Annotated in this window: 20 protein-coding genes; 11 read left to right on the forward strand and 9 right to left on the reverse strand. The window is 70.8% G+C overall.

Annotation, left to right across the window (positions count from 1 at the left end; all coding sequences use genetic code 11):
• Positions 1-25: 25 nt before the first annotated feature.
• Positions 26-1450 carry a lipase maturation factor family protein gene (locus tag AB0L56_RS11275; RefSeq protein ID WP_365422084.1) on the reverse strand — a complete coding sequence of 475 codons (1425 nt, stop codon included), beginning with the start codon at positions 1448-1450 and terminating at the stop codon, positions 26-28.
• A 143-nt stretch (positions 1451-1593) separates the two neighbouring features.
• Between AB0L56_RS11275 and AB0L56_RS11280 the strand changes: the two genes are divergently transcribed.
• The gene (locus tag AB0L56_RS11280) at positions 1594-3699 is read left to right on the forward strand and encodes a SpoIIE family protein phosphatase (protein ID WP_365421635.1); all 2106 of its coding nucleotides are present in this window, start codon (positions 1594-1596) and stop codon (positions 3697-3699) included.
• A gap of 46 nt (positions 3700-3745) precedes the next feature.
• On the forward strand, positions 3746-4609 hold the full coding sequence (locus AB0L56_RS11285; protein ID WP_361028495.1) for a DNA-formamidopyrimidine glycosylase family protein: 864 nt from the start codon (positions 3746-3748) through the stop codon (positions 4607-4609).
• An 18-nt stretch (positions 4610-4627) separates the two neighbouring features.
• Here AB0L56_RS11285 and AB0L56_RS11290 read toward each other — a convergent pair whose 3' ends face one another.
• From AB0L56_RS11290 to AB0L56_RS11300, 3 genes are all read right to left on the reverse strand, one after another.
• Complete coding sequence (locus tag AB0L56_RS11290; RefSeq protein ID WP_361028498.1) at positions 4628-5281, reverse strand: zf-HC2 domain-containing protein; 654 nt, start codon at positions 5279-5281, stop codon at positions 4628-4630.
• A 151-nt stretch (positions 5282-5432) separates the two neighbouring features.
• On the reverse strand, positions 5433-5954 hold the full coding sequence (locus tag AB0L56_RS11295) for a hypothetical protein (protein WP_361028501.1): 522 nt from the start codon (positions 5952-5954) through the stop codon (positions 5433-5435).
• A 140-nt stretch (positions 5955-6094) separates the two neighbouring features.
• On the reverse strand, positions 6095-6640 hold the full coding sequence (locus AB0L56_RS11300; protein WP_361028504.1) for a sigma-70 family RNA polymerase sigma factor: 546 nt from the start codon (positions 6638-6640) through the stop codon (positions 6095-6097).
• A gap of 241 nt (positions 6641-6881) precedes the next feature.
• Between AB0L56_RS11300 and AB0L56_RS11305 the strand changes: the two genes are divergently transcribed.
• A complete protein-coding gene (locus AB0L56_RS11305; RefSeq protein WP_365421641.1) occupies positions 6882-8036 on the forward strand; it encodes a CapA family protein in 1155 nt (384 codons plus the stop codon).
• Positions 8037-8059: 23 nt separating this feature from the next.
• Here AB0L56_RS11305 and AB0L56_RS11310 read toward each other — a convergent pair whose 3' ends face one another.
• A complete protein-coding gene (locus AB0L56_RS11310; protein ID WP_365421644.1) occupies positions 8060-9472 on the reverse strand; it encodes an amino acid permease in 1413 nt (470 codons plus the stop codon).
• 332 nt (positions 9473-9804) lie between these two features.
• Between AB0L56_RS11310 and AB0L56_RS11315 the strand changes: the two genes are divergently transcribed.
• Positions 9805-10644 (forward strand): polysaccharide deacetylase family protein, encoded by an 840-nt coding sequence (locus tag AB0L56_RS11315; RefSeq protein ID WP_365421647.1) that lies wholly within the window; start codon positions 9805-9807, stop codon positions 10642-10644.
• A gap of 30 nt (positions 10645-10674) precedes the next feature.
• Here the strand turns inward: AB0L56_RS11315 and AB0L56_RS11320 are convergent, their stop codons facing one another.
• Positions 10675-11337, reverse strand: coding sequence for a class F sortase (locus AB0L56_RS11320; protein WP_361028516.1), 663 nt, complete (start codon positions 11335-11337; stop codon positions 10675-10677).
• A gap of 334 nt (positions 11338-11671) precedes the next feature.
• On the opposite strand from AB0L56_RS11320, the gene AB0L56_RS11325 reads away from it, so the two are divergent.
• On the forward strand, positions 11672-12169 hold the full coding sequence (locus AB0L56_RS11325; protein ID WP_361028519.1) for a hypothetical protein: 498 nt from the start codon (positions 11672-11674) through the stop codon (positions 12167-12169).
• An 82-nt stretch (positions 12170-12251) separates the two neighbouring features.
• Here AB0L56_RS11325 and AB0L56_RS11330 read toward each other — a convergent pair whose 3' ends face one another.
• On the reverse strand, positions 12252-13016 hold the full coding sequence (locus tag AB0L56_RS11330; RefSeq protein WP_365421650.1) for a hypothetical protein: 765 nt from the start codon (positions 13014-13016) through the stop codon (positions 12252-12254).
• Between the two features lie 40 nt (positions 13017-13056).
• A complete protein-coding gene (locus AB0L56_RS11335; protein ID WP_365421653.1) occupies positions 13057-13194 on the reverse strand; it encodes a hypothetical protein in 138 nt (45 codons plus the stop codon).
• A 651-nt stretch (positions 13195-13845) separates the two neighbouring features.
• Here AB0L56_RS11335 and AB0L56_RS11340 point away from each other — a divergent pair.
• From AB0L56_RS11340 to AB0L56_RS11350, 3 genes are all read left to right on the forward strand, one after another.
• Entirely contained in the window at positions 13846-14781 is a 936-nt protein-coding gene (locus tag AB0L56_RS11340; RefSeq protein ID WP_361028527.1) for an SCO0930 family lipoprotein, read from the forward strand.
• A 273-nt stretch (positions 14782-15054) separates the two neighbouring features.
• The gene (locus tag AB0L56_RS11345) at positions 15055-15867 is read left to right on the forward strand and encodes an SAM-dependent methyltransferase (protein ID WP_361028530.1); all 813 of its coding nucleotides are present in this window, start codon (positions 15055-15057) and stop codon (positions 15865-15867) included.
• On the forward strand, positions 15864-18005 hold the full coding sequence (locus AB0L56_RS11350; RefSeq protein WP_365421658.1) for an EAL domain-containing protein: 2142 nt from the start codon (positions 15864-15866) through the stop codon (positions 18003-18005). The genes AB0L56_RS11345 and AB0L56_RS11350 overlap by 4 nt, the downstream gene beginning before the upstream one ends.
• Before the next feature lie 395 nt (positions 18006-18400).
• Here the strand turns inward: AB0L56_RS11350 and AB0L56_RS11355 are convergent, their stop codons facing one another.
• Positions 18401-19285, reverse strand: coding sequence for a LysR substrate-binding domain-containing protein (locus AB0L56_RS11355; RefSeq protein ID WP_361028536.1), 885 nt, complete (start codon positions 19283-19285; stop codon positions 18401-18403).
• A 120-nt stretch (positions 19286-19405) separates the two neighbouring features.
• On the opposite strand from AB0L56_RS11355, the gene AB0L56_RS11360 reads away from it, so the two are divergent.
• Genes AB0L56_RS11360 through AB0L56_RS11370 form a run of 3 tightly spaced genes read left to right on the forward strand, consistent with a single transcriptional unit; the run spans position 19406 to position 22775 of the window.
• Positions 19406-20077 (forward strand): succinate dehydrogenase, encoded by a 672-nt coding sequence (locus AB0L56_RS11360; protein WP_365422087.1) that lies wholly within the window; start codon positions 19406-19408, stop codon positions 20075-20077.
• A gap of 2 nt (positions 20078-20079) precedes the next feature.
• Positions 20080-22029: a fumarate reductase/succinate dehydrogenase flavoprotein subunit gene (locus AB0L56_RS11365; RefSeq protein ID WP_365421661.1), complete on the forward strand. Its 1950-nt coding sequence runs from the start codon at positions 20080-20082 to the stop codon at positions 22027-22029.
• Complete coding sequence (locus AB0L56_RS11370; protein WP_365421664.1) at positions 22026-22775, forward strand: succinate dehydrogenase/fumarate reductase iron-sulfur subunit; 750 nt, start codon at positions 22026-22028, stop codon at positions 22773-22775. The genes AB0L56_RS11365 and AB0L56_RS11370 overlap by 4 nt, the downstream gene beginning before the upstream one ends.
• The last annotated feature ends 80 nt before the right edge of the window (positions 22776-22855 follow it).

Raw genomic sequence — 22855 nt, forward strand, 5'->3', positions numbered from 1 at the left:
GCCCCGACGCCACCGCCACCGGTGTCTACGTCCGCTCAGCCGCCGGCCCCGTCAGCCGGGTCGGCGGCAGGAACTCCCGCACATACGTCCGGTCCCAGCACGCGCCCGTCTCCCGCAGCTCCCGCCACGTCGTGAAGCGGTAGCGGAAGAGGCGGGCGCGGATGTGCCGGGGGGGCGCGTCGGCGGGGAACGGGGAGTGGCGCAGCAGCTTCAGCGTGTCCCGGTCGTTCGTCAGCAGGCGCTCCACCAGCCCCCCGAACCACGGGGCGGCGTACATGGGTGACAGCGCGGCGAACCACATCAGCCAGTCGAGCCGCAGATGGTACGGCGCGTACTGGCGCGGCCAGCGTCGTGGGTTGCCCGGCTTGCCCTTGAACTCGTACTCCCGCCACTCGGAGTCCTCCCGGGGCACCTCGTCCGCCGTGCCCTCCACGATCACCTCGTAGCGGACCCGGGTGACGCTGCCGAACGCGCCGTAGGTGTTGACCAGGTGCAGCGGGTCGAAGGAGCGGTTCATCACCTGACGGCGGGAGACCATGTTGAGGACGGGCTGGTAGCTGAGGCCGAGCAGCAGCGCGGACACCGCGAGGACGATCACCACGTACCACAGGGGCGGGTCGGACACCGCGGGCGGATCGGCGGGGAACTCGATCGCCGGCAGGGCCAGCACGATCGTGATCCAGTTCAGCCACGCGAAGTTGCCGGACAGCACCAGCCACAGCTGGGTGACGATCATCACGGCGGCGGCGGCCGACGCGATCGGCTGCGGGGTGAACAGCAGGAAGGGCACCACCAGCTGGGTGAAGTGGTTCGCCGCCACCTCGACCCGGTGCAGCGGCTTCGGCAGATGGTGGAAGAACCAGCTCAGCGGACCTGGCATCGGCTGCGTCTCGTGGTGGTAGTCCAGACAGGTGAGCTTGCGCCAGCACTCGTCGCCGCGCAGCTTGATCAGTCCCGCGCCGAACTCCACCCGGAAGAGGATCCACCGCAGCAGGAACAGCACCACGATGGGCGGTGCCACCTCGTCGTTGCCGAGGAACACGGCCAGGAACCCGACCTCCAGCAGCAGTGACTCCCAGCCGAACGAGTACCAGGTCTGGCCGACATTGACGATCGACAGATACAGCACCCACGGCACCAGCCACAGCAGCATCCCGCCCCACAGCGGAAGCAGCGAGTCCACCCCCGCGATCAGCGCCGCCGACACCGCGCACCCCGCCCAGGCGCACCCCGCGAAGAACCGGTCCGAATAGTGCAGATGGAACAGGCTCGGCGACTTCTTGAACGGCACCTGCGCCACGAAACGCGGCACCGGCAGCATGCCCCGCTCCCCCATGAGCGCCCGGAACTGCAGTGCCGCCGTCAGGAACGCGACGAGGTACAGCGCGGCCAGCGCCCGCTGGAAGACCAGCCGGCTGACCCAGTACTCGGATGCGGTGAACCAGTCCACGGGCGCCCGCCCCTTCCGCTTCGTCACCCCGAACATCTGTGACTCTCCGTATATCACCGGACGGCGTGAGCAACACGCTGAGAGAAGCGGGCGGCACGCCTTCTGCGGTCGAAGAATCGGACGAATCCTGAAAAGGTGGGCCCATGGCTGATCGGGGAGCGAGCCCCCTGTCACTCCCGGACGACTGGCCGGCCCACCCGGATCCGATCCTGGTGCTCAACCGCATGGGTAGCTTCGACTGGGACCTGGACTCCGGGCTGATGCAGATGGACGCCCAGGCGCACGAGATCTTCGACCTGCGCCCGGACGAATACGACGACCATCCCGAGACCCTGGCGAAGCGGGTGCCGCCCGGGGAGGCCCGACGGCTGGACGCCGTCGTCTCGCAGGCGCTGAAGGACGGGAGCGAGAACTACGGCGCCTACTTCCGCATCCGGCGCCGCGACGGCACGCTGCGCTGGGCCCACACCCAGGGCTACATCCGCCGGGACGATACGGGCCGGCCCCGCCGCATCATCGGCATCATCGGCATCGTCCGGGACGCCACCGAGGAGCTCAGCGACACGGAGGCCCGGCGCGCCGAGGCCGAGCAGGAGGACGCCCGCCGCCGGCAGACCAACATCGTCCAGCTGACCACCGCGGCCCTCGCCCACGCCCGTACCGTGCGCGAGGTCATCGACGCCCTCAAGGACACCCACGGACTCACCCATCTGGGGGCGACCAGCCTGGTGATGGGGTTGGTCGAGGCGGGACGGATCCGGCTCATCGCCGAGGGACCCGACGGCAGTTTCGTCGAGGGCACCCGGATCACCGGGATCGACGAGCCCTACCCGATGAGCGAGGCGGTGCGGACCCTCGGTCCGCGCTTCATCGAGTCACCGGAGGAGTTCGCCGAGCGCTACCCGAAGCTCTGGCAGGGCCTCGCCGGTCTGAACATCACCTCGGCCGCCTATCTGCCGCTCATCGTCCAGGGCCGCCCGATCGGAGCCATGGGCCTGCTCTACAGCGACCGGCGCGGCTTCTCCGCCGAGGAGCGCAACATCCTCGTCGCCCTGGGCAGCAGCATCGCGCAGAGCCTGCAACGCGCGATGTTCTACGAGCAGGAGATGGACCTCGCGCAGAGCCTGCAGCAGGCCATGCTCCCGCGCACCATCCCCAGCGTGCCGGGCGCCGACCTCGCCGTGCGCTACCGGGCCGCCTCCGTCGGCGGCAGCTTCGGGCGGGACATCGGGGGCGACTGGTACGACCTGATCCCGCTGCCCGGAGGCAAGGTCGGCGCCGTCATCGGCGACGTCCAGGGCCACGACACGCACGCCGCGGCCGTCATGGGCCAGCTGCGCATCGTGCTGCGCGCCTACGCCGCGGAGGGCCATACGCCGAGCACGGTGATGGCCCGTGCCTCCGTCTTCCTCGACGAGCTCGACACCGACCGCTCCGCGACCTGCCTCTACGCCGAGGCCGACCTGTCCACGGGCGTCGTCCAGATGGTGCGGGCCGGGCACATCGACCCACTGGTGCGCCGCACCGACGGCTCCTGCCACCGCGTCGCCGTCCCCGGCGGGCTGCCGCTCGGCCTGTCGGCGGAGTTCGGCGGGCTCGACTACCCGGTCGGCACGATAGAACTCGACGTGGGCGACACCCTGCTGCTGTGCACCGACGGCCTCGTCGAAGAGCCGGGCGCCGACCTCGACGACGGCATGCGGACCCTGTGCGACCTGATCACCGTGGGTCCCGACGACGTACGCGAGCTCGCCGACCGGCTCATCGACGTCGCCGACGAACGCGGCGGCGAGGACGACGTGGCGCTGCTCCTGCTGCGCCGCCGCCCCCTGGACAGCCCCCGCTCCGGCGGCCGGATCAAGCAGCATGTGCCGCCCGGCGACCCGAGGGCGCTCTCGGAGACCCGGCGCATGATCCGCGCGGCGGCGAGCGCATGGGGCGCCCAGGACCGGGCCGACGAGATCGAACTGGTCGCCGACGAGATGATCACCAACGTCCTGATGCACACCGAGGGCACGGCGGTCGTCACCCTCAGGCTCCTCACCGGCACCGACCGGCGGGTGCGCGTGGAGGTCGAGGACTCCTCCAGCGCCCTGCCGCGGCGCCGCGAGGCGGGGGAGTCGGGCGTCTCCGGCCGGGGCCTGCTCCTGGTCGAGATGCTCGCCGACGCCTGGGGCGTGGAGGCGCGGGGCGGCGGCAAGTGCGTGTGGAGCGAGTTCGTGGTGGGCAAGGGCACCGATCCCGCCTGATCCCGGCGGCCACCGGTGGCACTCTCGACGGTGGCACTCTTGACGTATGCCGGAACTCCCCGAGGTCGAGGCGCTCAAGGACTTCCTCTCCGAGCACCTGGCCGGTCATGAGATCGTCCGGGCGCTGCCCGTGGCGATCAGCGTCCTGAAGACCTACGACCCTCCGCTCACGGCCCTCGAGGGCCGCGAGGTCACCGCCGTGCACCGGTACGGCAAGTTCCTCGCCCTGGAGACGGACGGCGGGCCGTACTTCGTCACCCATCTGGCCCGCGCGGGCTGGCTGCACTGGAAGGACAGCCTGCCCAGCGGGCCGCCCCGCCCCGGCAAGGGGCCCCTCGCGCTGCGCGTCGCGCTGGAGACCGGGGCCGGCTTCGACCTGACGGAGGCGGGCACCCAGAAGCGGCTCGCGGTGTACGTCGTGACGGACCCCGGGGAGGTCCCGGGCATCGCCCGGCTGGGCCCGGACCCGCTGGCCGACGACTTCGACGAGCGGCGCCTGGCGGACCTGCTGTCCGGGGAACGCCGCCGGCTCAAGGGCGCGCTGCGGGACCAGAGCCTGATCGCGGGCGTCGGCAACGCCTACAGCGACGAGATCCTGCACGCGGCCCGCATGTCCCCGTACAAACTGGCCGGCTCCCTCACGCCGGAGGAGACCTCCCGCCTGTACGCGGCCCTGCGCACCACCCTCACCGAGGCGGTGGAACGCTCGCGCGGGATCGCGGCCGGACGGCTGAAGGCCGAGAAGAAGAGCGGTCTGCGGGTCCATGGGCGTACCGGAGAGGCGTGCCCGGTGTGCGGGGACACCATCCGCGAGGTCTCCTTCAGCGACTCCTCGCTGCAGTACTGCCCGACCTGCCAGACCGGTGGGAAGCCGCTGGCCGACCGCAGGCTCTCCCGCCTGCTGAAGTGAGCCACCGGGCCGGAACGCTCACCGGGGCTTCAGCGTGACCAGGTGCTCGCCGTCCGACGTCCGTACCTCGTAGCGGGCGATCTCCTCGGGGTGCATGGCCGAGCCGCCGGGCATCGTGTTGGGGCGGGCGTCGTGATGCGGCACGTTCCAGCTGGTCACCATCTCCTCGGAGCCGTCCCGGCCGATCACCACCAGATGGCAGGCGCGCGGCCCCGCGCCGTCCTTGACCTTCAGTTCCAGAAGGCTGCCCCAGGCCTTGTCCTCCGTGGTCACCTCCGCCCACACCCCGGACCGTTCGTCGGTCGCCTCGATGCTCACCGCGTCCTCACCGCCGTCCTCGGCCATCACCGCGATCGCCGGTCCGGAGACCGCCAGGACCACCGAGGCGGCCAGTGCGAGCAGCATCCGGCGGCGCCCCGCGCGCCTGCGGGCCGCGACCTGGGACAGCAGCCGGTCCAGCATCCTCGGGCCCGGCTTGGCCATCGGGCTCACCATCCGCGGGGTGGCGCTCCGGTACAACAGCAACTGGCGTGCGGCAGGGCCGAATTCGGTCACCTGGACAGCGCAGCTGGGGCACTCCATGAGGTGGTCCTCGAAGCGGAACGCCTCCGCCTCGTCCAGCACGCCGAGCGCGTAGGCGCCGACGTCGCGATGCCTCTCCAGGGACCTCATGCCGAATCCTCGTGCCGTTGGGTGCGGGTGGGGTTACTCCTTGCTCCCACCGGTACGGACCGGGTGACCGAATCACTCAAGTCGCATGCCGAATCGTGACCAAAGGATTCGGAGCCCTCGGGCCCGTGGATTGGTCGGATTTCCCGGGATCTTAAAAAAGGTGGATCGCGAGGTGGCCGAGCGGCAGCCCGAGCTGCCAGGCCGGCGTCCACACCTTGGGTCCCTCGTCCTCACCGGCCACTGCGCCGCCGCCGGGCACCGCGTTGAGATCGGGTGCGAGCAGCTCCGTCTCGCACAGCCAGCGCCAGGCCTCCCGGGCCAGTTCCAGGTCCGGATCCGGCGTGGAGCTGCCGGACGCGGCGGCGTTCGCGCCAAGGTCGGCCAGCCGCCCCTGCACCCATTCCTGCCACGGCTGGTCGTAGGCGGTCAGCGACAGCCAGGTCTCCAGCTGGGTGACCACCCGGATGCCGGACAGCTCGCCGTCGGTGTCGGACAGGAAGACGGTCAGCGCCAGCGCGTCCCGGCCGGCCCGGAACTCGAAGGACGTCGGCGGCATGAGATCGCCGCTGCGCAGCAGCTCGTCGGCGATGTACTCGGCGTACAACCAGGCCATGGGGACGGTCAGTTCACCGTCTCCGGCGCCGTCCCTGCTCTCTCGACCTCTGTGCAGCATCCCTTCCTGCCTTCCTCCGGTGCAATGCGCGACGTCGCCCGAATCCGGGCCCCCGGTCCGGAACACGGATGAGGACAGCCGATTACTCAACCGGGGTCATCGGCAAGGCGCTTTACGGAGGTTTGACTCGGCGGTCGGTTTCACCGCATGTCGGAGGCGTATCCGGGAAGCACCCGGCGCAGGGCGCGCAGCGCGTAATACGCGCGGGACTTCACGGTACCGGGCGGAATTCCGAGGGCCGCCGCGGCTTCCGCCACACTCGCCCCCTGGAAATACACCAGCACCAGGACGTCACGGTGCTCCGGAGTGAGTGTCTTCACAGCCTCGCGGACATCGAGCGTCGCCGCGGCCCGCTCGGCGTGGTCGGAGATCACCCGCGCGTTCTCCAGTACGGCGTCCCCGACCTCGGGCGGACGGGCCTGCCGGGCGCGTCGCGCGTCGATCGCGAGCCGCCGGGCCACGGTGAGCAGCCAGGGCCGCACCGAGTCGAAGTCCTGCGCGCGCAGGGCCTCGGGGTGCTGCCAGGCGCGTACCAGCGTCTCCTGGACCAGATCCTCCGCACGCTGCCGGTCCCCGTCGCAGAGCCGGAGCAGCAGCGCGAAGAGGGGCCGGCCGTGCTCGCGCTGCAGTGCGGCGAGCTCGTGCTCGGCGGTCGTCCCGTTCGTGAGTGTGATTCCGGCCGTCATGGCCGTATGGCAGCGCACGGCGTCCCCCGGGGGACAGGGCGTGCACAGGAGCGTGCGACGGACGGTCGATCGCGTCGACGAACGGTTCGACGAACGGTCGAGGAAGGGTCGAGGAGGCCGTTCGCGCACGCCGGACGGCCTAAAGAGCGTGTCGGAACAGCCCAGGGCCAGATGCGGCTTCTTACCTGTTTATCCACAAATACGACTTACCGCACATGCGACTACAGCGCGGGGTGAAGTGATGATCACACGCAGCCGGCAGGTGGCCCTGGCCCTGACCGTCGTCCTCACCGCGGGCGCCGCCTGCCAGGCACGTGACCACCGACCACCGGAACCTGGGCATCCGGCCCCCTCCGCCACGGCGCAGCCCGGTTTCACCCTGGTCGCCTCGGGCGATGTGCTGCCCCACGCCTCGATCATCGAACGCGCCCAGTACGACGCCGGCGGCACCGGATACGACTTCCGGCCGATGCTCTCCGGTATCCGCTCCGTGGTCGCCCCCGCGGACGTCGCCCTGTGCCACATGGAGACCATCTACGGAGCCGACGGCGACTACACCGGATACCCCCTCTTCAAGTCCCCTCCCGAAGTGGCCCAGGGCCTGGCCGCGACCGGTTACGACGGCTGCTCCACCGCCTCCAACCACACCCTCGACGACGGCGCGGCCGGCATCCGCCGCACCCTGGACGCCCTCGACCGGGCCGGCGTACGCCACGCGGGGTCGGCGCGCAGCGAGGAGGAGTCCCGTACGGCGACCGTGCTGCGCGCGGGTGCCGCGCGCGTCGCCCACCTCGCCTACACCCAGGACACCAACGGCCTCCCGCTGCCGCCGGACCAGCCGTGGGCCGTCAACCTCGTCGACGAGGCGCGGATCATCGCCGACGCGCGGGCCGCCCGGCAGGCCGGAGCCGATGTCGTCGTGGTCTCCCTGCACTGGGGCACCGAATGGCAGGATGCCCCCGACCAGCGGCAGACCGAGCTGGCCCGCTCGCTCACCGCGTCGAACACCCAGGGCCGCCCCGACATCGATCTCATCCTCGGCACCCACGCCCATGTCCCGCAGGCCTACGAGAAGGTCAACGGCACCTGGGTGATCTACGGCATGGGCGACCAGATCGCCGGCGAGATGACCAACCACGACGGCATCCAGGACTCGCGCGGCAACCAGTCCACCCTGGGCCGCTTCACCTTCGCCCCGCCCAAGCGTCCCGGCGGGCGCTGGGAGGTGACCCGGGCCGAGTTCGTCCCGCAGTTCTTCGACGTGGACGCCGGACGGGTCATCAACCTCAGCCAGGCGCTCGCCCGGGGTGCCGAGGTCCAGTCGGTACGCGACCGGATCCGGACGGTGGTGCTGAGCCGGGGCGCGGCGCAGGACGGCCTGGTGATGGGGGAGTAGGTGCGAGGTCCGCCCGGCTCGCGTCACCGCCGCGCCAGTTCCGAGCGCCGGTAGGAGTAGCCGAAGTAGATCACCAGGCCCAGCAGGAACCAGACCGCGAACCGGGCCCAGGTCTGCCACTGCAGGAAGGTGATCAGCCAGATGGAGAAGACCACGCCCACCGCCGGGACCACCGGCATCCACGGCGTACGGAAGGTGCGCGGCAGCTCCGGCTGCCGGTAACGCAGCACGATCACCGCCGTGCACACCACCGTGAACGCCAGCAGGATCCCGATGTTGGTGAGTTCGGCCGCCTCGCCGATGGGCAGGAACCCCGCGATGGCGGCCGACGCCACCCCGACGATCCAGGTGACCCGCGTGGGCACATGGCGGGTCGGGTGGGTCCTGGCGAACCAGCGGGGCAGCAGACCGTCCCGCGACATGGCGAACCACACCCGGGTGACACCCAGCATGAACGTGAACATCACCGTAAGGATGCCGATGATGGCGCCCACCGCGATCAGGTCCGCCAGCCCGCCCAGACCCACCGACTTGAAGGCGGTGGAGAAGCCGCTCTCCGGGTCGATGTCCTTGTAGTTCTGCATGCCCGTCAGCACCAGACAGGCCGCCACGTACAGGACCATCGAGATGATCAGCGAGTAGATGATGGCCTTCGGCATGTGCCGCTGCGCGTCCTTGGACTCCTCGGCCGCCGTCGACATCGCGTCGTAGCCGAACACCGCGAAGAACACCGTCGCCGCACCGGTGAACGCCCCGCCCACGCCGAACGGGAAGAACGGGCTGTAGTTGGCCGTCTCGATGTGGAACACCCCCACCGCGATCACCAGCAGCACGACCAGCACCTTCAGCGCCACGACCACCGTCTCGAACCGGGCCGCGTTCTTGATGCCGAGGTTGAGCAGAAAGGCGATCAGCAGGCACAGCAGCAGCGCGAACAGATCGACGCGATGACCGTCACCGGTACCGGGCGCGCCGAGCATCCAGGCCGGGACATTGGCGCCCAGCTCGTCGATGAGGAAGCTGAAGTAGCCGGAGATGCCGATCGCGACCACCGCCACGATCGCCGTGTACTCCAGCAGCAGATCCCAGCCGATGAACCAGCCGGCGAATTCGCCGAGCACCGCGTACCCGTAGGTGTAGGCCGAACCGGCCTTCGGGATCAGGCCCGCGAACTCGGCGTACGACAGCGCGGCGGCGGCGCTCGCGACACCGGCGATGAGGAACGAGAGGAGCACCGCGGGCCCCGCCGTGCCGTTGGCGACCGTTCCCGCGAGCGTGAAGATGCCGGCACCGATGATGCCGCCCACACCGATCGCGGTGAGCTGCCACAGGCCGAGGGTGCGCTCCAGCCGCGTGCCCTCGCCGACCTCCGTCCCCTCGATGTGTTCGATGGGCTTGCGGCGAAGAATCCCCTCGCCCATACGGAGTCGGCCCACGCGCCTCACCTCTTCACGATCGGCAAACGGCTGACGGCCGATCATGATGCCGCCGCCGCACCGCCGACGGAAGCCACCACGCGTCACCCCGGCAGCACCTTTACGGAACCACGGCACGACCCTCACCGGCCGGTACCGGCTGCACGTACAGGAGGGCGAGCAGCGCCACCTGACGCCGCGCCAGACCGGAGGCGTACGCCGACGCCCGCAGCCGGGCCGCCCGCGACGCCCCCGCCGTTCCACCGCCCCGCACTGCGCCGGACGGGTGAAATCATGCCGCCGCACCGGTGTCGCTGAGGTGCGTCGGCCCTTCTTCGGGCGACTGATGAGTCATGAAGAAGGATCAGTTGCTCACCAGGCGGCGGGCGTTGCTCACCGGCGCCGCCACCCTGGGCGCGGCAGGTGTCGCCGCGGCGCTCGCGCCGGGCATTGGAAACCGGGCCGAACCTGCCGCGCCGCCCGCCGCCGGCGCCCAGGCCGCCCGCCGTCCGCTCAGCCCCTCCGAGTACCGGCTGAGGCCCCTGACCGGCTATGGCCCGCCGCGCGGTACACCCGCCAGGACGCCGGTGCGCAGGGAACCCCTGCTGCGGGTGTCCGGACGCGGTCGCACCATGGTGCTGACCTTCGACGACGGACCCGACCCCCGCTACACTCCGGACATCCTGGACACCCTGGCCCGCTACGACGTGCGCGCGATGTTCTTCGTGTGCGGCGAGATGGCCACCGCGCACCGGGACCTGCTGGCCCGGATGGCCGACGAGGGGCATGTGGTCGGCAACCACACCTGGAGCCACCCCCTGCTCACCCGCCTCAGCCGCCGCCGGATCCGCTCCGAGATGGAACGCACCAGCGACATCATCGACAACGCCTACGGTGAACGCCCCGAGTGGTTCCGCGCACCCTACGGCGCATGGAACCGCGCCGTCTTCCAACTCGGCGCCGAACTGGGCATGGAGCCGATGGCCTGGACGGTCGACACCCTCGACTGGGCCACCCCGGGCACCGACACCATCATCGAGCGGGTCGAGAACGGCGCCGCCCCCGGCGTCGTGGTGCTCTCACACGATGCCGGGGGCGACCGCTCCCAAAGCGTCCGGGCCCTCCGCGACTATCTGCCCGAACTGCTGGACTCCGGTTATCACATCACCGTGCCTCGGCGGCAGTACCTCTGAGCGCTCCCCGCCCGCCCGGACGGGGGCCGCTCAGCGGACCTCGGCCAGGCGGGCGAAGACGACGACGTTCCCGTCGTAGCCGTTCTGCTGGGAGAAACCGCCGCCGCAGGTGATGACCCGGAGTTCCGCGGTCCCCTTGGAGGCGTAGACCCGGTCGCCGGGGAAGTCGTTCTTCGCGAAGACCTCGATGCCGTAGATCTCGAACACGGCGGTCCTGCCGTCCCTCCGCGCGATCTCGACCTGGCTCCCCTTCTTCAGCGCCCCGAGCCCGTAGAACACGGCCGGCCCCTGCGCGTTGTCGACATGGCCGACGACCACCGCCGTGCCCTTCTCACCCGGAGAGACGGCACCGGTGAACCAGCCCGCCAGGTTCGGGTCCTGGGGCGGAGGCGCGTCCACCCAGCCCTCCACGTCCAGACCCACCGGCATGACCGGCGCGTCCACCTGGATCGCCGGGATCCGCACCCGGTCCGGAACCGCGTGCGGGAGCGCCGTCACCGCCTCGGTCACGATGGCGGGGGTGCTGTCCGCGGCGGCCGCGCCGGCCGGCTGCGGCGGGCCCACGTCGAACTCCCCCGAGCCGTTGCGGATGAGCGCCAGGCCGGTCAGCAGGACCAGCGCTATCACGCCCCACGGGGCGCGTCTCTTCCGCCGCGCCTCCCATTCGGCTTCGTCCGGCTCGAAAGCAGACATTCGCCTTCCCCTCTCGACACGGCCGTCGCCGTACCACTCGCGCATGACGAAAACGCTAGGCGGAGCGAGCGCGACCGGCGACGGGGCGGCGGCGAACGGGTGGCGCCGGCGGGGTGAGGTGCGCCATCCGGGGTGCGGGGCGACGAAGATTTTCTGACGGTCCGTGACCTGCGGCGATGTCCCTGGCGCGGTGGTCCCCGAGGGGCGTTCCTCACCGGTACGGACCATTCCCGAAATGCGGGGCCGCGCACGGCATCTGAGGGTCTTTCTGGGAGACGCTTTCTCGCCGATCGGACCGGGGACGGGACCCGGGGCGTCTTCCGCGGAGGATCACATGCGTAACTCACGTGCCCTGGCGGCCGCCGGCGCCGCGGTCGCCGTACTCGGGCTCGCCGCCCCGGCGGCCGTCGCGGACGACGGCCGGGCCGCCAATCCGTCCAACATCGTCGCCCTGCCCAGCGTCATCGCCCGCGGCGGCCAGCTGACCATCACGGTAGACGGCTGCCCCAACGGCGGCACAGCGACCTCCAACGCGTTCCCCAGAACCGAACTGACGCCCATCCACGGCGGCAACGACACCTCGAGGGGCACCGCCACCGTCGACCAGGACGCGCGCCCCGGTCCCTACGACATCACGGTCCACTGCTCCGGCAGGAGCCTGACCCGCCCGGCCGCCTTCACCGTCATCGGCGGTGTCCGCGGCGGAATCGGCGGCAGCAGCACCAGCGGGGCCACCCCGACGGACATGGCGATCGGCGGCGCGCTGGTGGCCACGGCGCTCGCCGGCAGCGGTGTCTTCTGGATGCGCCGCCGCACCGAGAAGCGGATCTGAGCCGCTGTCCCCCCTCGGTCCCGTTTCCGTGTTCGAAAGGCCGCGCCCCGGATCCCCCCGGATCCGGGGCGGAGCTCTGTGCTCAGCCGTCGATGCCCGGGAACAGCCGCAGGAACGGATCGGCCGAGGCGCCGAGGCCCCTGCTGTAGGGGGCGTCGAAGTCCCAGATGAGGAAGAGCAGGAAGGCGATCAGCGCGGAGAACAGCCCGGCGAGGACCATCTCCCGGCGGGTGCGCCGGATCTGCAGCGCGAAGATCATCCCGATGGTGACGACGGCACCGGCCACCAGCCCGAACCACACCACGCCCGGCATGGTCTCCCCGGTCGACTCGGCCCGCGCGCTGCGCGACTCGTCGGCGGCGGCCACCTGGTCCACCAGCGGCTGGTAGGCCTGCGCCTCGAAGTCCGTCCGCGGCCCGTAGTCGGTGACGTCCCGGCGGACCCGGTCGAGCAGTTCGGTGCCGCGCTCGGTGACCTTGCCGTCCTTCGCCATCGTCCGCCACTCGGTGGTGACGACGTGTCCGACATAGGCGTTGACATCGTCCCGGATGCGGTCGCGCACCTCGGCGGGGTAGACCCGTACCCGCTCGGCGATCTCGTGCAGGGCCACCGCCTCCGCCCGTACGTGCTCCTGGGCGGCGCTGCGTCCCTCCCAGACGCCGGCGATGGCGAGACCCAGGACGATGGCGTACACCACACCGATCCACATGGTCATGTACTCGATGACGTCCGGGGTCTCGCTGGGGTCCTCGTCGTCGGACGCCCTGCGGTGCCGTACAAGGGTGATGACCACCACGACGACGCACGCGGCGAGCATCGCGAGAGTGAGAACAAGCCATTCCGGCAAGAGGTGCCTCCAGAAGGGATTGGGCCGGGTGGTGCGTGCGTCAGCGCGGGCGGAGCGCGGCGACGGCGACCACCGCGGGCATCGTGATGAGCAGAACGAAGGTGAGCGGCGACGTGGCGCCGCCGGAGGGCCGCCGGTCCGGGGCCGCGCGGTACGGCGGATAGTGCACGGGCGTCATGGACGGCTCCGGCTCCGGCTCGGGCTCGGGGGGCGCCGGGACCGGCGGCGGCGCGGGGCGCGGCGGCGGGGGCGGCGCGGGCGGCGGCGTGGGAGCCGGTGACGGGCGGGCCGGGGGCGGTGCCGGACGGGCCGCCGGTGGGGGTGGCGGGGGTGGCTCCGGCGTCGGGCTGGGGCTCGGCGGGGGAGGTGGGGTCGGTTCGGGCGAAGGCGGCGGCGGAGGCGGCGGGGGCGTCGGCGAGGGCGTGGGGGTGGGCGTCGGGGACGGGGGAAGCGGTACGCAGGGCGGGGGATCCGTCCAGGTGAGGCTTCCCGCGACCGCCACCGCCTCCGTGCCGCCCGGTCCCGTCGAGGCGTACGCGCAGGCGTCGGCCACCGCCGCGCCGGGTGCGCCGACGAGCGCCCAGACCAGCGCCACGGCGGCCAACGCGGGTGCCGCGAAGCGGGATTGGGTCGGTACGAGTGGTTGCACGACGAGGATCATGAGTCGCCGGCCGCCCGCTCACGCACGGGATCGGGGTGATTGCCCCGAAGGAGTTAATGAAAGAAATCCGGGCCGCGATTGAACACAACGCGTGCTTCCGTGCGTACCCATCGTCGAGCGGCGGAACACTGGGCGCTGCAAGACCCTGGCGATGATGTGGAGTTGACGATGAAGACCTCCTGGCGAACCGCCTCACTCGTGGCGAGCGCCGCGGCGGTGCTGTCCCTGACCACGGCGTGCGGTCAGGACGCCCCGCCGCCCGCCTCCAGCCAGAACGTGGGTGCCACGGCCGCGCCCGGGGGCTACGGCAACGCGGGCAGCGGCGGCGACAAGGCGGGCGGTGGCGGACAGCCCGCCGCGAGCCCCTCCAACACCGCGGGCGAACTGAATGTCTCCACCAACGCCGAACTGGGCAAGATCGTGACCGACAACCTCGGCCTGACCCTGTACCGCTTCGAGCAGGACACCCCCGAACCGCCCAAGTCCAACTGCGACGGCGACTGCGCCAAGACCTGGCCGCCGGTGCCCGCCGACGACGCCTCGGCCGGAGAGGGCATCGAGAAGTCGCTGCTCGGCGAGGTCACCCGGGCCGACGGCACCAAGCAGCTCACCATCGCCGGCTGGCCTGCCTACCGCTACGTCAAGGACGTCAACGCCGGTGACGTCAAGGGCCAGGGCGTGGGCGGCAAATGGTACGCGCTGAACCCCGAGGGCAAGAAGGCGGGGGCGGCCGACCAGGCCGGGCTGTCCACCCGCAAGGACGCCAAACTGGGCGAGATCGTCGTCGACAAGAACGGCATGACCGTCTACCGCTTCATGAAGGACGAGGCCTGGCCGAAGCCCGTGTCGGCCTGCACCGGCGCCTGCCTGGAGAAGTGGCCGGTGGTCTCGCCGGTCGACTTCAAGAACACCAAGGGCATCGAGAAGAAGGGCTACATGACCTTCACCCGCCCGGACGGCGCGGAGCAGCAGACGATCAACTGCTGGCCGATTTACACCTTCGCCGGTGACAAGGCCCCCGGCGACACCAACGGTCAGGGGGTCGGCGGCACCTGGTACGCCGTACGCCCCGACGGAAAGCCGGTCGGCGCTTCGGAGAAGTAGCAACCTCCCCAGGGTGTCGTCCACTCCGGATGACGCCGGCCCCGTGTCCGCCCCTCCGCAGCCCGCGGAGGGGCGGACCGTTGTGCCGTCTTCCCTGTCGCACTCTCCGGATTTTTGCGGACACTTCTTGTCACGGACGCGGGTATGCATATGCGGCACGTGCCACTGGCAGTGACCGGGAACGGATGGTCAATTTCCGTTTCAGGTCGCTCCCTTGGCGGGCGATCAGTAGCCTCGGTTCGAACACCGGATCGCCTACGCCTTGGAGAGATAATGGAGCGTCCCGCCTGGGCCCCCCGGAGCATCGACATCACGGTGCCCAGCGTCTCCCGGATGTACGACTACTACCTGGGCGGTTCGCACAATTTCGAGGTCGACCGGGAAGCGGCCCGCAAGGCCATGGAGTTCATGCCGGGGCTGCCCAAGATCATGCAGGCGAACCGTGCATTCATGCGGCGAGCGGTGCGTTTCGCCGCGGCCGAGGGCATCAACCAGTTCCTGGACATCGGCTCCGGCATTCCGACGTTCGGCAACGTCCACGAAGTGGCCCAGGCGGCCAACCCGGACGCACGCGTGATGTACGTCGACCACGACCCGGTGGCCGTGGCGCACAGCCAGGCAGTTCTTGAGGGCAATGACCAGGCGGACATCCTCGCCGCCGACCTCCGGAAACCGCAGGAAATCCTGAACAGCCCCGAAGTGCGGCGACAGATCGACCTGAATCGGCCAGTGGCGCTGCTTCTCGTTGCCATACTTCACTTCGTGGAAGACGCGGACGACCCGTACGGTGCGGTGACCGAACTGCGCCAGGCACTCGCGCCCGGCAGCATGCTCGTGCTCAGCCATGCCTCGTACGACGGAATCCCGCTGCCGCCGGAGCGGGCCGAGGGGGCGGTGGACGTGTACCAGAACATTCGCAACCCGCTGATCATGCGCACGCGCGACGAGATCGCGCGGTTCTTCGAGGGGTACGACATGGTGGAACCCGGACTGGTGCCGATGCCGCAGTGGCGGCCGGACACCGCACCGGAGGACGAGGATCCCTACGCCTTCTCCGGCTTCGCGGGCGTGGGGCGTACGGCGTGAGCGCGGAGCCGGACGGGCCGGAGGACAGACTGCGCCGCTTCGCGACGATCTGGAGCCGGGCGGTCTTCCCGGTGACCTCCACTTCGTCGACCCGCCCGGAGTTCGAGGCCCGTCTGCTGCCGCTGGCCCGCCGGCTGAGCGAGGCGCTGCGGGCCAGGGCCTTCGACGCGGATGCGGGCAAGGAGACCGGCGCGGCCCTGGTAGCGGCGCACTGCACCGACCCGGAGGCGCTCAGCCGGACCCTGGACTGCGTGGACGCCTATCTCGTCCTGTACTGCGGGGAGGACGGCGACCGCGAGGACCTCAGGGCGCGCAGCGCCAGGCTCCAGCACGCGATGGCCGCGGGGTACGCGCAGGCGCTGCGCGAGCGGACGCTGGCCGAGCAGGAGGCCATCGCGCAGGCCGCGCTGGAGGCCCAGGGCGTGGTGGCGCAGGCGCTGCACGCCACCGAGGCCCGCTTCCGCGCCGTCTTCGAGGGCGCCGCCATAGGCATCGGCATCGCCGACCTCGAGGGTAACGTCCTGCAGGTCAACGGCGCGCTGCGGCGCATGTTCGGCCTGTCCGAGCAGGGGCTGCGCTGCCGTAACGTCAAGGACTGGGTCCACCCCGAGGACGCCCCGCAGACCTGGCGGCTCTATGAGGAGCTGGTCAGCGGTCAGCGCGAGCACTACCAACTGGAAAAGGCGTTCCACCGCCCTGACGGAACGGTCCTGTGGACCAATCTGACGGTGTCCCTGCTCCGCGACACCGACGGCGCACCGCAGTACCAGCTCGCCCTGATGGAGGACACCACCGAGCGGCGGCTGCTCAACCTCCGGCTGCGCTACGAGGCCACGCACGACGCACTCACCGGACTGCCCAACCGCACGTTCTTCTTCGAACGCCTGGAGAAGGCGCTGGGCGCCGGCGAGGGCCGGCGCTTCGGCCTGTGCTACCTGGACCTGGACGGCTTCAAGACCGTCAACGACAGCCTCGGGCACGCCGCCGGCGACCGGCTGCTCGTCGAGGTCGCCGACCGGCTCCAGGCCTGCGCCACCGCGCCCGGCGAAATGGTGGCCCGGCTCGGGGGCGACGAGTTCGTGGCCCTGACCACCGGCCCGGACACCCAGCGCACGGTCGATGAGCTCGCCGCCCGCATCATGAACGCGCTGCTCGCCCCGATCAGCGTCGACGGCCGGGAACTGACCGTGCGCGGCAGCATCGGCATCGTCGAGGGACCGGCCGGGGAGCGCAGCGCGGCCGAGGTGCTGCGCAGCGCCGACATCACGATGTACCGGGCCAAGTCGGCGGGCGGCAACCGGTTCGAGCTCGCCGACCCCGAGGCCGACGCCCGCGCCATCACCCGGCACGGCCTCACCACGGCGCTCCCCACGGCCCTGGACCGGGGTGAGTTCTTCATCGAGTACCAGCCGCTGGTGCACCTCGGCGACGGGAGCGTCCGGGGCGCCGAGGCGCTGGTGCGCTGGCTGCACCCGCAGCACGGCGTGCTGTCGCCGGACCGTTTCATCCCGCTCGCCGAGCACACGGGACTCATCGTGCCGCTGGGCCGCTGGGTGCTGGAGCAGTCCGTGCGCCAGGCCCGCGAGTGGCGCGACCGCCACGGCGGCGCATCGCTCGGCCCGCTGCGCATCAACGTGAACCTCTCGCCCTGCCAGCTCAACCATCCCGGTCTTGTCCAGGACACGGTGGAGATCCTGGAGCGCACCGGCGTGGCCCCCGACGCGCTGTGCCTGGAAGTGACCGAGTCGGCGCTGATCGGAGCCGACGACGACCTGCTGAAGCCGTTGCGCCGACTCGCCGAGATGGGCGTCGACATCGCCCTCGACGACTTCGGCACCGGCTACTCCAACCTGGCCAACCTGCGCCGCCTCCCGGTGAGCGTCCTGAAGCTGGACCGTTCCTTCACCCAGAGCATGCAGCGCTTCCCGGCCGACCCCGTCGACCTGAAGATCGTCGAGGGCATCGTCTCGCTGGCCCACAGCCTCGACCTCGCGGTCACGGTGGAGGGCGTGGAAACGGGCGCCCAGGCCGAACAGCTCCGCATCCTCGGCTGCGACACCGCCCAGGGCTGGTACTACGCCCGCCCAGGCCCCCCGGACCGCCTCCACGAACTCACCCTCGTCGACGCGTCGGGCTAGCTGTACTGCCCCGCGGCTCGCGGTGCGCTGTGCGGCTTCGCCGTGTGGGCGTGAAGGGAGGGTGGGGGTCTGGGGCGAAGCTCCCAGGGACGGGACCTGACTCGCGGCTCGGTCACGTGGGCGCGAAGGGAGGGCGGGGGTCTGGGGCGAAGCTCCCAGGGACGGGACCTGACTCGCGGCTCGGTCACGTGGGCGCGAAGGGAGGGCGGGGGTCTGGGGGCGAAGCCCCCTGGGACGGGACCTGACTCGCGGCTCGGGTGTCCGGCCGCTGCGGGCCGGTCGTGGCCCGCTATGCGGCTCCGCCGCGTGGGCGCGAAGGGGGTCTGGGGGCGGAGCCCCCAGGGACGGGACGGGAAGGGGCGGCGGGGGCGAAGAAGACCCCCCGCACACCCGCCTCAGCGTTCCCGCAGCATCCGCTGCAGTTCCCGGGCCGCCCGCGGCGGAGCCACGTCGCTGCGGTGGGCCAGGGCGATGGCACGGTGCAGGCCGGGACGGGCGAGGGGGGTCACCCGCAGCCCGTGCCCGGAACGCGCGGCCACCATGCGGGGGACGACGGCGACGCCCAGCCCCGCCCGCACAAACCCCAGCACCGCGTCCATCTCCCCGCCCTCCACCGCGAACTCCGGCTCGAATCCCTCCGCCCGGCACGCGGCCACAGTGAGTTCCCGCAGGTCGTAGCCGTGCCGGAACATCACCAGCCGTTCGCCCTCGAGATCGGCGACACGCACGGTGCGCCGACCCCGTCCCGGCCGGGGGACGTCCGGGGAGGACACCACCACCAGGTCCTCCCGCAGCAGCTCCACCGTGGTGAGCGCGGGGGAGGGTGTCGGCAGGGGCAGGACGACCAGGGCCAGGTCCAGAGCGCCGCGGGCCAGCTCCCGCACCAGGTCGTGCGAGCCGCCCTCCTCGATCAGCAGCCTGACCCCCGGATACCGGTCGTGGAACGCGCGCAGCACATCCGGCAACAGACCGGTGCACAGGCTCGGCGTGGCCCCCAGCCGCACCCGCCCGCTCCGCAACTGCGCGACCTCCTGCACCTCGTGCCGTGCGGTGTCCGCGTCGGCCAGGATCCGCCGGGCCAGCGGCAGCAGCGCCTCGCCCGCGTCGGTCAGCGTGATGTTCCCGCGCGCCCGTTGGAACAGATCGGCGCCCAGCTCCCGCTCCAGCACCTTGATCTGCTGCGACAGCGACGGCTGCGCGACGTGCATCAGCTCGGCGGCCCGGGTGAAGTGCCGGGTCTCGGCGACGGCCACGAAGTACTGGAGCTGCTGGAACTGCATGGACTCATCATAGGCAACCCCTATCGAATTGAGCCGCACCATGTCTTGGACCGATGGGGCCTTCCGGCCTTAGCGTCTCGTGCCATGGCTCTGGCAACGCGGACGGACCGACGGCCGTCCATGGCACGCACCGTGTGGGACTCGACCGTCGGCAAGAAGACAGTGATGGCGGTCAGCGGCCTGATCATGCTGCTGTACCTGATCGCCCACATGATCGGAAACCTCAAGATCTTCTTCGGGGCCGGCGAGTTCAACCACTACGGCCACTGGCTGCGTACGGTCGGCGAACCGTTCATGCACTACGAGTGGACACTGTGGCTGGTCCGCGTCGTCCTCGTCGTCGCCGTGGTCGCGCACGCCGTCTCCGCGTACCAGCTCAGCCGCCGCGACATCAAGGCGCGCCCCACCAAGTACGTGCACAAGAAGCCGCGCGCCAGTTACGCCACGCGCACCATGCGCTGGGGCGGCATCATCCTCGCGCTGTTCATCGTCTGGCACCTTCTCGACCTGACCACCGGCACCGTGCACTCCGGCGGCTTCGAGACCGGCAAGCCGTACCAGAACGTCGTGGACACCTTCTCCACCTGGTACGGCAACGTCGTCTACATCGTCGCGATGCTCGCCGTCGGCCTGCACATCCGCCACGGCTTCTGGAGCGCCGCCCAGACCCTCGGCGCCGGCAGCCGCACCCGCGACCGCGCCCTCAGGACCACCGCCAATGCCCTCGCGCTGCTGCTCACGGCCGGCTTCATCGCCGTACCCGTGGGCGTCATGACCGGAGTGGTGAGCTGACCATGACCTCGTACACCGACTACACGACCGGCGCGCCGGTCGCCGACACCAAGGCCCCGGCCGGACCGATCCACGAGCGCTGGGACAAGCGCCGCTTCGAGGCCAAGCTGGTCAACCCCGCCAACCGGCGCGGCAAGACCGTCATCGTCGTCGGCACCGGCCTCGCGGGCGGCTCGGCCGGCGCCACGCTCGCCGAACAGGGCTACCGCGTCGTCCAGTTCTGCTACCAGGACTCCCCGCGCCGTGCCCACTCCATCGCCGCGCAGGGCGGTATCAACGCGGCGAAGAACTACCGCAACGACGGCGACTCGATCCACCGCCTGTTCTACGACACGGTCAAGGGCGGCGACTTCCGCTCCCGCGAGTCAAATGTCCACCGCCTCGCGCAGATCTCCGTCGAGATCATCGACCAGTGCGTGGCCCAGGGCGTGCCCTTCGCCCGCGAGTACGGCGGACTGCTCGACACCCGCTCCTTCGGCGGCGTCCAGGTCTCCCGCACCTTCTACGCCCGCGGCCAGACGGGCCAGCAGCTCCTCCTCGGCGCCTACCAGGCGCTCAGCCGGCAGATCGCCGCCGGCAACGTCGAGATGCACCCGCGCACCGAGATGCTCGACCTGATCGTCGTCGACGGGCGGGCGCGCGGCATCGTCGCCCGGGACCTGATCACCGGGAAGATCGACACGTACTTCGCGGACGCGGTGGTCCTGGCCAGCGGCGGCTACGGCAACGTCTTCTACCTGTCGACGAACGCCATGAACTCCAACGCCACCGCCGTCTGGCGGGCGCACCGGCGCGGCGCGTACTTCGCCAACCCCTGCTTCACCCAGATCCACCCCACCTGCATCCCGCGCACCGGCGACCACCAGTCCAAGCTGACCCTGATGAGCGAGTCGCTGCGCAACGACGGCCGGATCTGGGTGCCCAAGGCCAAGGGCGACACCCGCCCGCCGAGCCGGATCCCCGAGGACGAGCGCGACTACTACCTGGAGCGCATCTACCCGTCCTTCGGCAACCTGGTGCCCCGGGACATCGCCTCCCGCGCCGCGAAGAACGTCTGCGACGAGGGCAGGGGAGTGGGCCCCGGCGGCCAGGGCGTCTACCTGGACTTCGCCGACGCCATCAAGCGCATGGGCCGCAAGGCGGTCGAGGCCAAGTACGGCAACCTCTTCGACATGTACCAGCGGATCACCGACGAGGATCCGTACGAGGTGCCGATGCGGATCTACCCGGCCGTGCACTACACGATGGGCGGCCTGTGGGTCGACTACGACCTCCAGACCACCGTCCCGGGCCTGTTCGCGATCGGCGAGGCCAACTTCTCCGACCACGGCGCCAACCGGCTCGGCGCCTCCGCGCTGATGCAGGGCCTGGCCGACGGCTACTTCGTCCTGCCGGCCACCATCAACGACTACCTGGCCCGCAACCCGCACCAGGACGAGGTGACCACCGGCCACCCGGTGGTGCGGGAGGTGCTGGCCGAGACCGAGGCCCGGATCGACCGGCTGCTGTCCGTCGACGGCGACCGCACCCCGGATTCCTTCCACCGCGAACTCGGCGAACTCATGTGGGAGTTCTGCGGCATGGCCCGCACCGACTCCGGGCTGCGCAAGGCCCTGGAGCGCATCCCGCAGATCCGCGAGGAGTTCTGGCGGCGGATCAAGGTCCCCGGCACCGGCGAGGAGTTCAACCAGTCGCTGGAGAAGGCCAACCGCATCGTCGACTACCTGGAGCTCGCCGAGCTGATGTGCCTCGACGCGCTGCACCGCGCCGAGTCCTGCGGCGGCCACTTCCGCGAGGAGTCCCAGACCCCGGACGGCGAGGCCGCCCGTAAGGACGACGCGTTCTCCTACGCCGCCGCCTGGGAGTTCACCGGCACCGGCGAGGCGCCCGTCCTGCACAAGGAAGACCTGGTCTTCGAGTACGTCCACCCCACCCAGCGGAGCTACGCATGAAGCTCAACCTGCGCGTCTGGCGGCAGAAGAACGCCGACGCCGACGGCGCCATGTCCACCTACGAGGTGGACGGCATCTCACCCGACATGTCCTTCCTGGAGATGCTGGACACCCTCAACGAGGAGCTCATCCTCAAGGGCGAGGACCCGGTCGCCTTCGACCACGACTGCCGCGAGGGCATCTGCGGAGCCTGCTCGCTCGTCATCAACGGCGACGCCCATGGACCCGAGCGCACCACCACCTGCCAGCTGCACATGCGGTCCTTCAAGGACGGCGACACCATCGACGTCGAACCGTGGCGGGCGTCCGCCTTCCCGGTCGTGAAGGACCTGGTGGTCGACCGGTCGGCCTTCGACCGCATCATCCAGGCCGGCGGATACATCACGGCGCCCACCGGATCCGCGCCGGAGGCGCATGCCACGCCCGTGCCGAAGCCGGACGCCGATCTCGCCTTCGAGCACGCGGAGTGCATTGGTTGCGGCGCGTGCGTCGCGGCCTGCCCCAACGGCGCGGCGATGCTGTTCACCTCCGCGAAGATCAACCACCTCAATGTGCTGCCGCAGGGAGCGCCGGAGCGGGAGACCCGGGTGCTGGACATGGTGGCGCAGATGGACGAGGAGGGCTTCGGGGGCTGCACGCTGGCCGGCGAGTGCGCGACCGCCTGTCCCAAGGGCATTCCGCTCACCTCCATCACCGGCATGAACAAGGAGTGGCTGCGCGCCGCGCGCAAGGCGGGCAAGCGGTAGCCCGTGGACACGGACGGGGCATCCGTGAGCACGGTGGAGAATTAAGCACCTTTTGTGGCTTCTGTACCGTTTTCCGCGCG

This window comes from Streptomyces sp. NPDC052079, from assembly GCF_040680275.1.
Classification (GTDB): Bacteria; Actinomycetota; Actinomycetes; order Streptomycetales; family Streptomycetaceae; genus Streptomyces.

Excerpts from the sequence above, each read along its gene's own strand:
- AB0L56_RS11345 (WP_361028530.1), top strand. The coding sequence starts at position 15,055 with ATGGAGCGTCCCGCCTGGGCCCCCCGGAGCATCGACATCACGGTGCCC.
- AB0L56_RS11290 (WP_361028498.1), bottom strand. The coding sequence starts at position 5,281 with ATGAGGTCCCTGGAGAGGCATCGCGACGTCGGCGCCTACGCGCTCGGC.
- AB0L56_RS11355 (WP_361028536.1), bottom strand. The coding sequence starts at position 19,285 with ATGCAGTTCCAGCAGCTCCAGTACTTCGTGGCCGTCGCCGAGACCCGG.
- AB0L56_RS11370 (WP_365421664.1), top strand. The coding sequence starts at position 22,026 with ATGAAGCTCAACCTGCGCGTCTGGCGGCAGAAGAACGCCGACGCCGAC.
- AB0L56_RS11315 (WP_365421647.1), top strand. The coding sequence starts at position 9,805 with ATGAAGAAGGATCAGTTGCTCACCAGGCGGCGGGCGTTGCTCACCGGC.
- AB0L56_RS11335 (WP_365421653.1), bottom strand. The coding sequence starts at position 13,194 with ATGACGCCCGTGCACTATCCGCCGTACCGCGCGGCCCCGGACCGGCGG.
- AB0L56_RS11305 (WP_365421641.1), top strand. The coding sequence starts at position 6,882 with ATGATCACACGCAGCCGGCAGGTGGCCCTGGCCCTGACCGTCGTCCTC.
- AB0L56_RS11300 (WP_361028504.1), bottom strand. The coding sequence starts at position 6,640 with ATGACGGCCGGAATCACACTCACGAACGGGACGACCGCCGAGCACGAG.
- AB0L56_RS11285 (WP_361028495.1), top strand. The coding sequence starts at position 3,746 with ATGCCGGAACTCCCCGAGGTCGAGGCGCTCAAGGACTTCCTCTCCGAG.
- AB0L56_RS11325 (WP_361028519.1), top strand. The coding sequence starts at position 11,672 with ATGCGTAACTCACGTGCCCTGGCGGCCGCCGGCGCCGCGGTCGCCGTA.
- AB0L56_RS11340 (WP_361028527.1), top strand. The coding sequence starts at position 13,846 with ATGAAGACCTCCTGGCGAACCGCCTCACTCGTGGCGAGCGCCGCGGCG.
- AB0L56_RS11280 (WP_365421635.1), top strand. The coding sequence starts at position 1,594 with ATGGCTGATCGGGGAGCGAGCCCCCTGTCACTCCCGGACGACTGGCCG.
- AB0L56_RS11360 (WP_365422087.1), top strand. The coding sequence starts at position 19,406 with ATGGCACGCACCGTGTGGGACTCGACCGTCGGCAAGAAGACAGTGATG.
- AB0L56_RS11295 (WP_361028501.1), bottom strand. The coding sequence starts at position 5,954 with ATGCTGCACAGAGGTCGAGAGAGCAGGGACGGCGCCGGAGACGGTGAA.
- AB0L56_RS11365 (WP_365421661.1), top strand. The coding sequence starts at position 20,080 with ATGACCTCGTACACCGACTACACGACCGGCGCGCCGGTCGCCGACACC.
- AB0L56_RS11320 (WP_361028516.1), bottom strand. The coding sequence starts at position 11,337 with ATGTCTGCTTTCGAGCCGGACGAAGCCGAATGGGAGGCGCGGCGGAAG.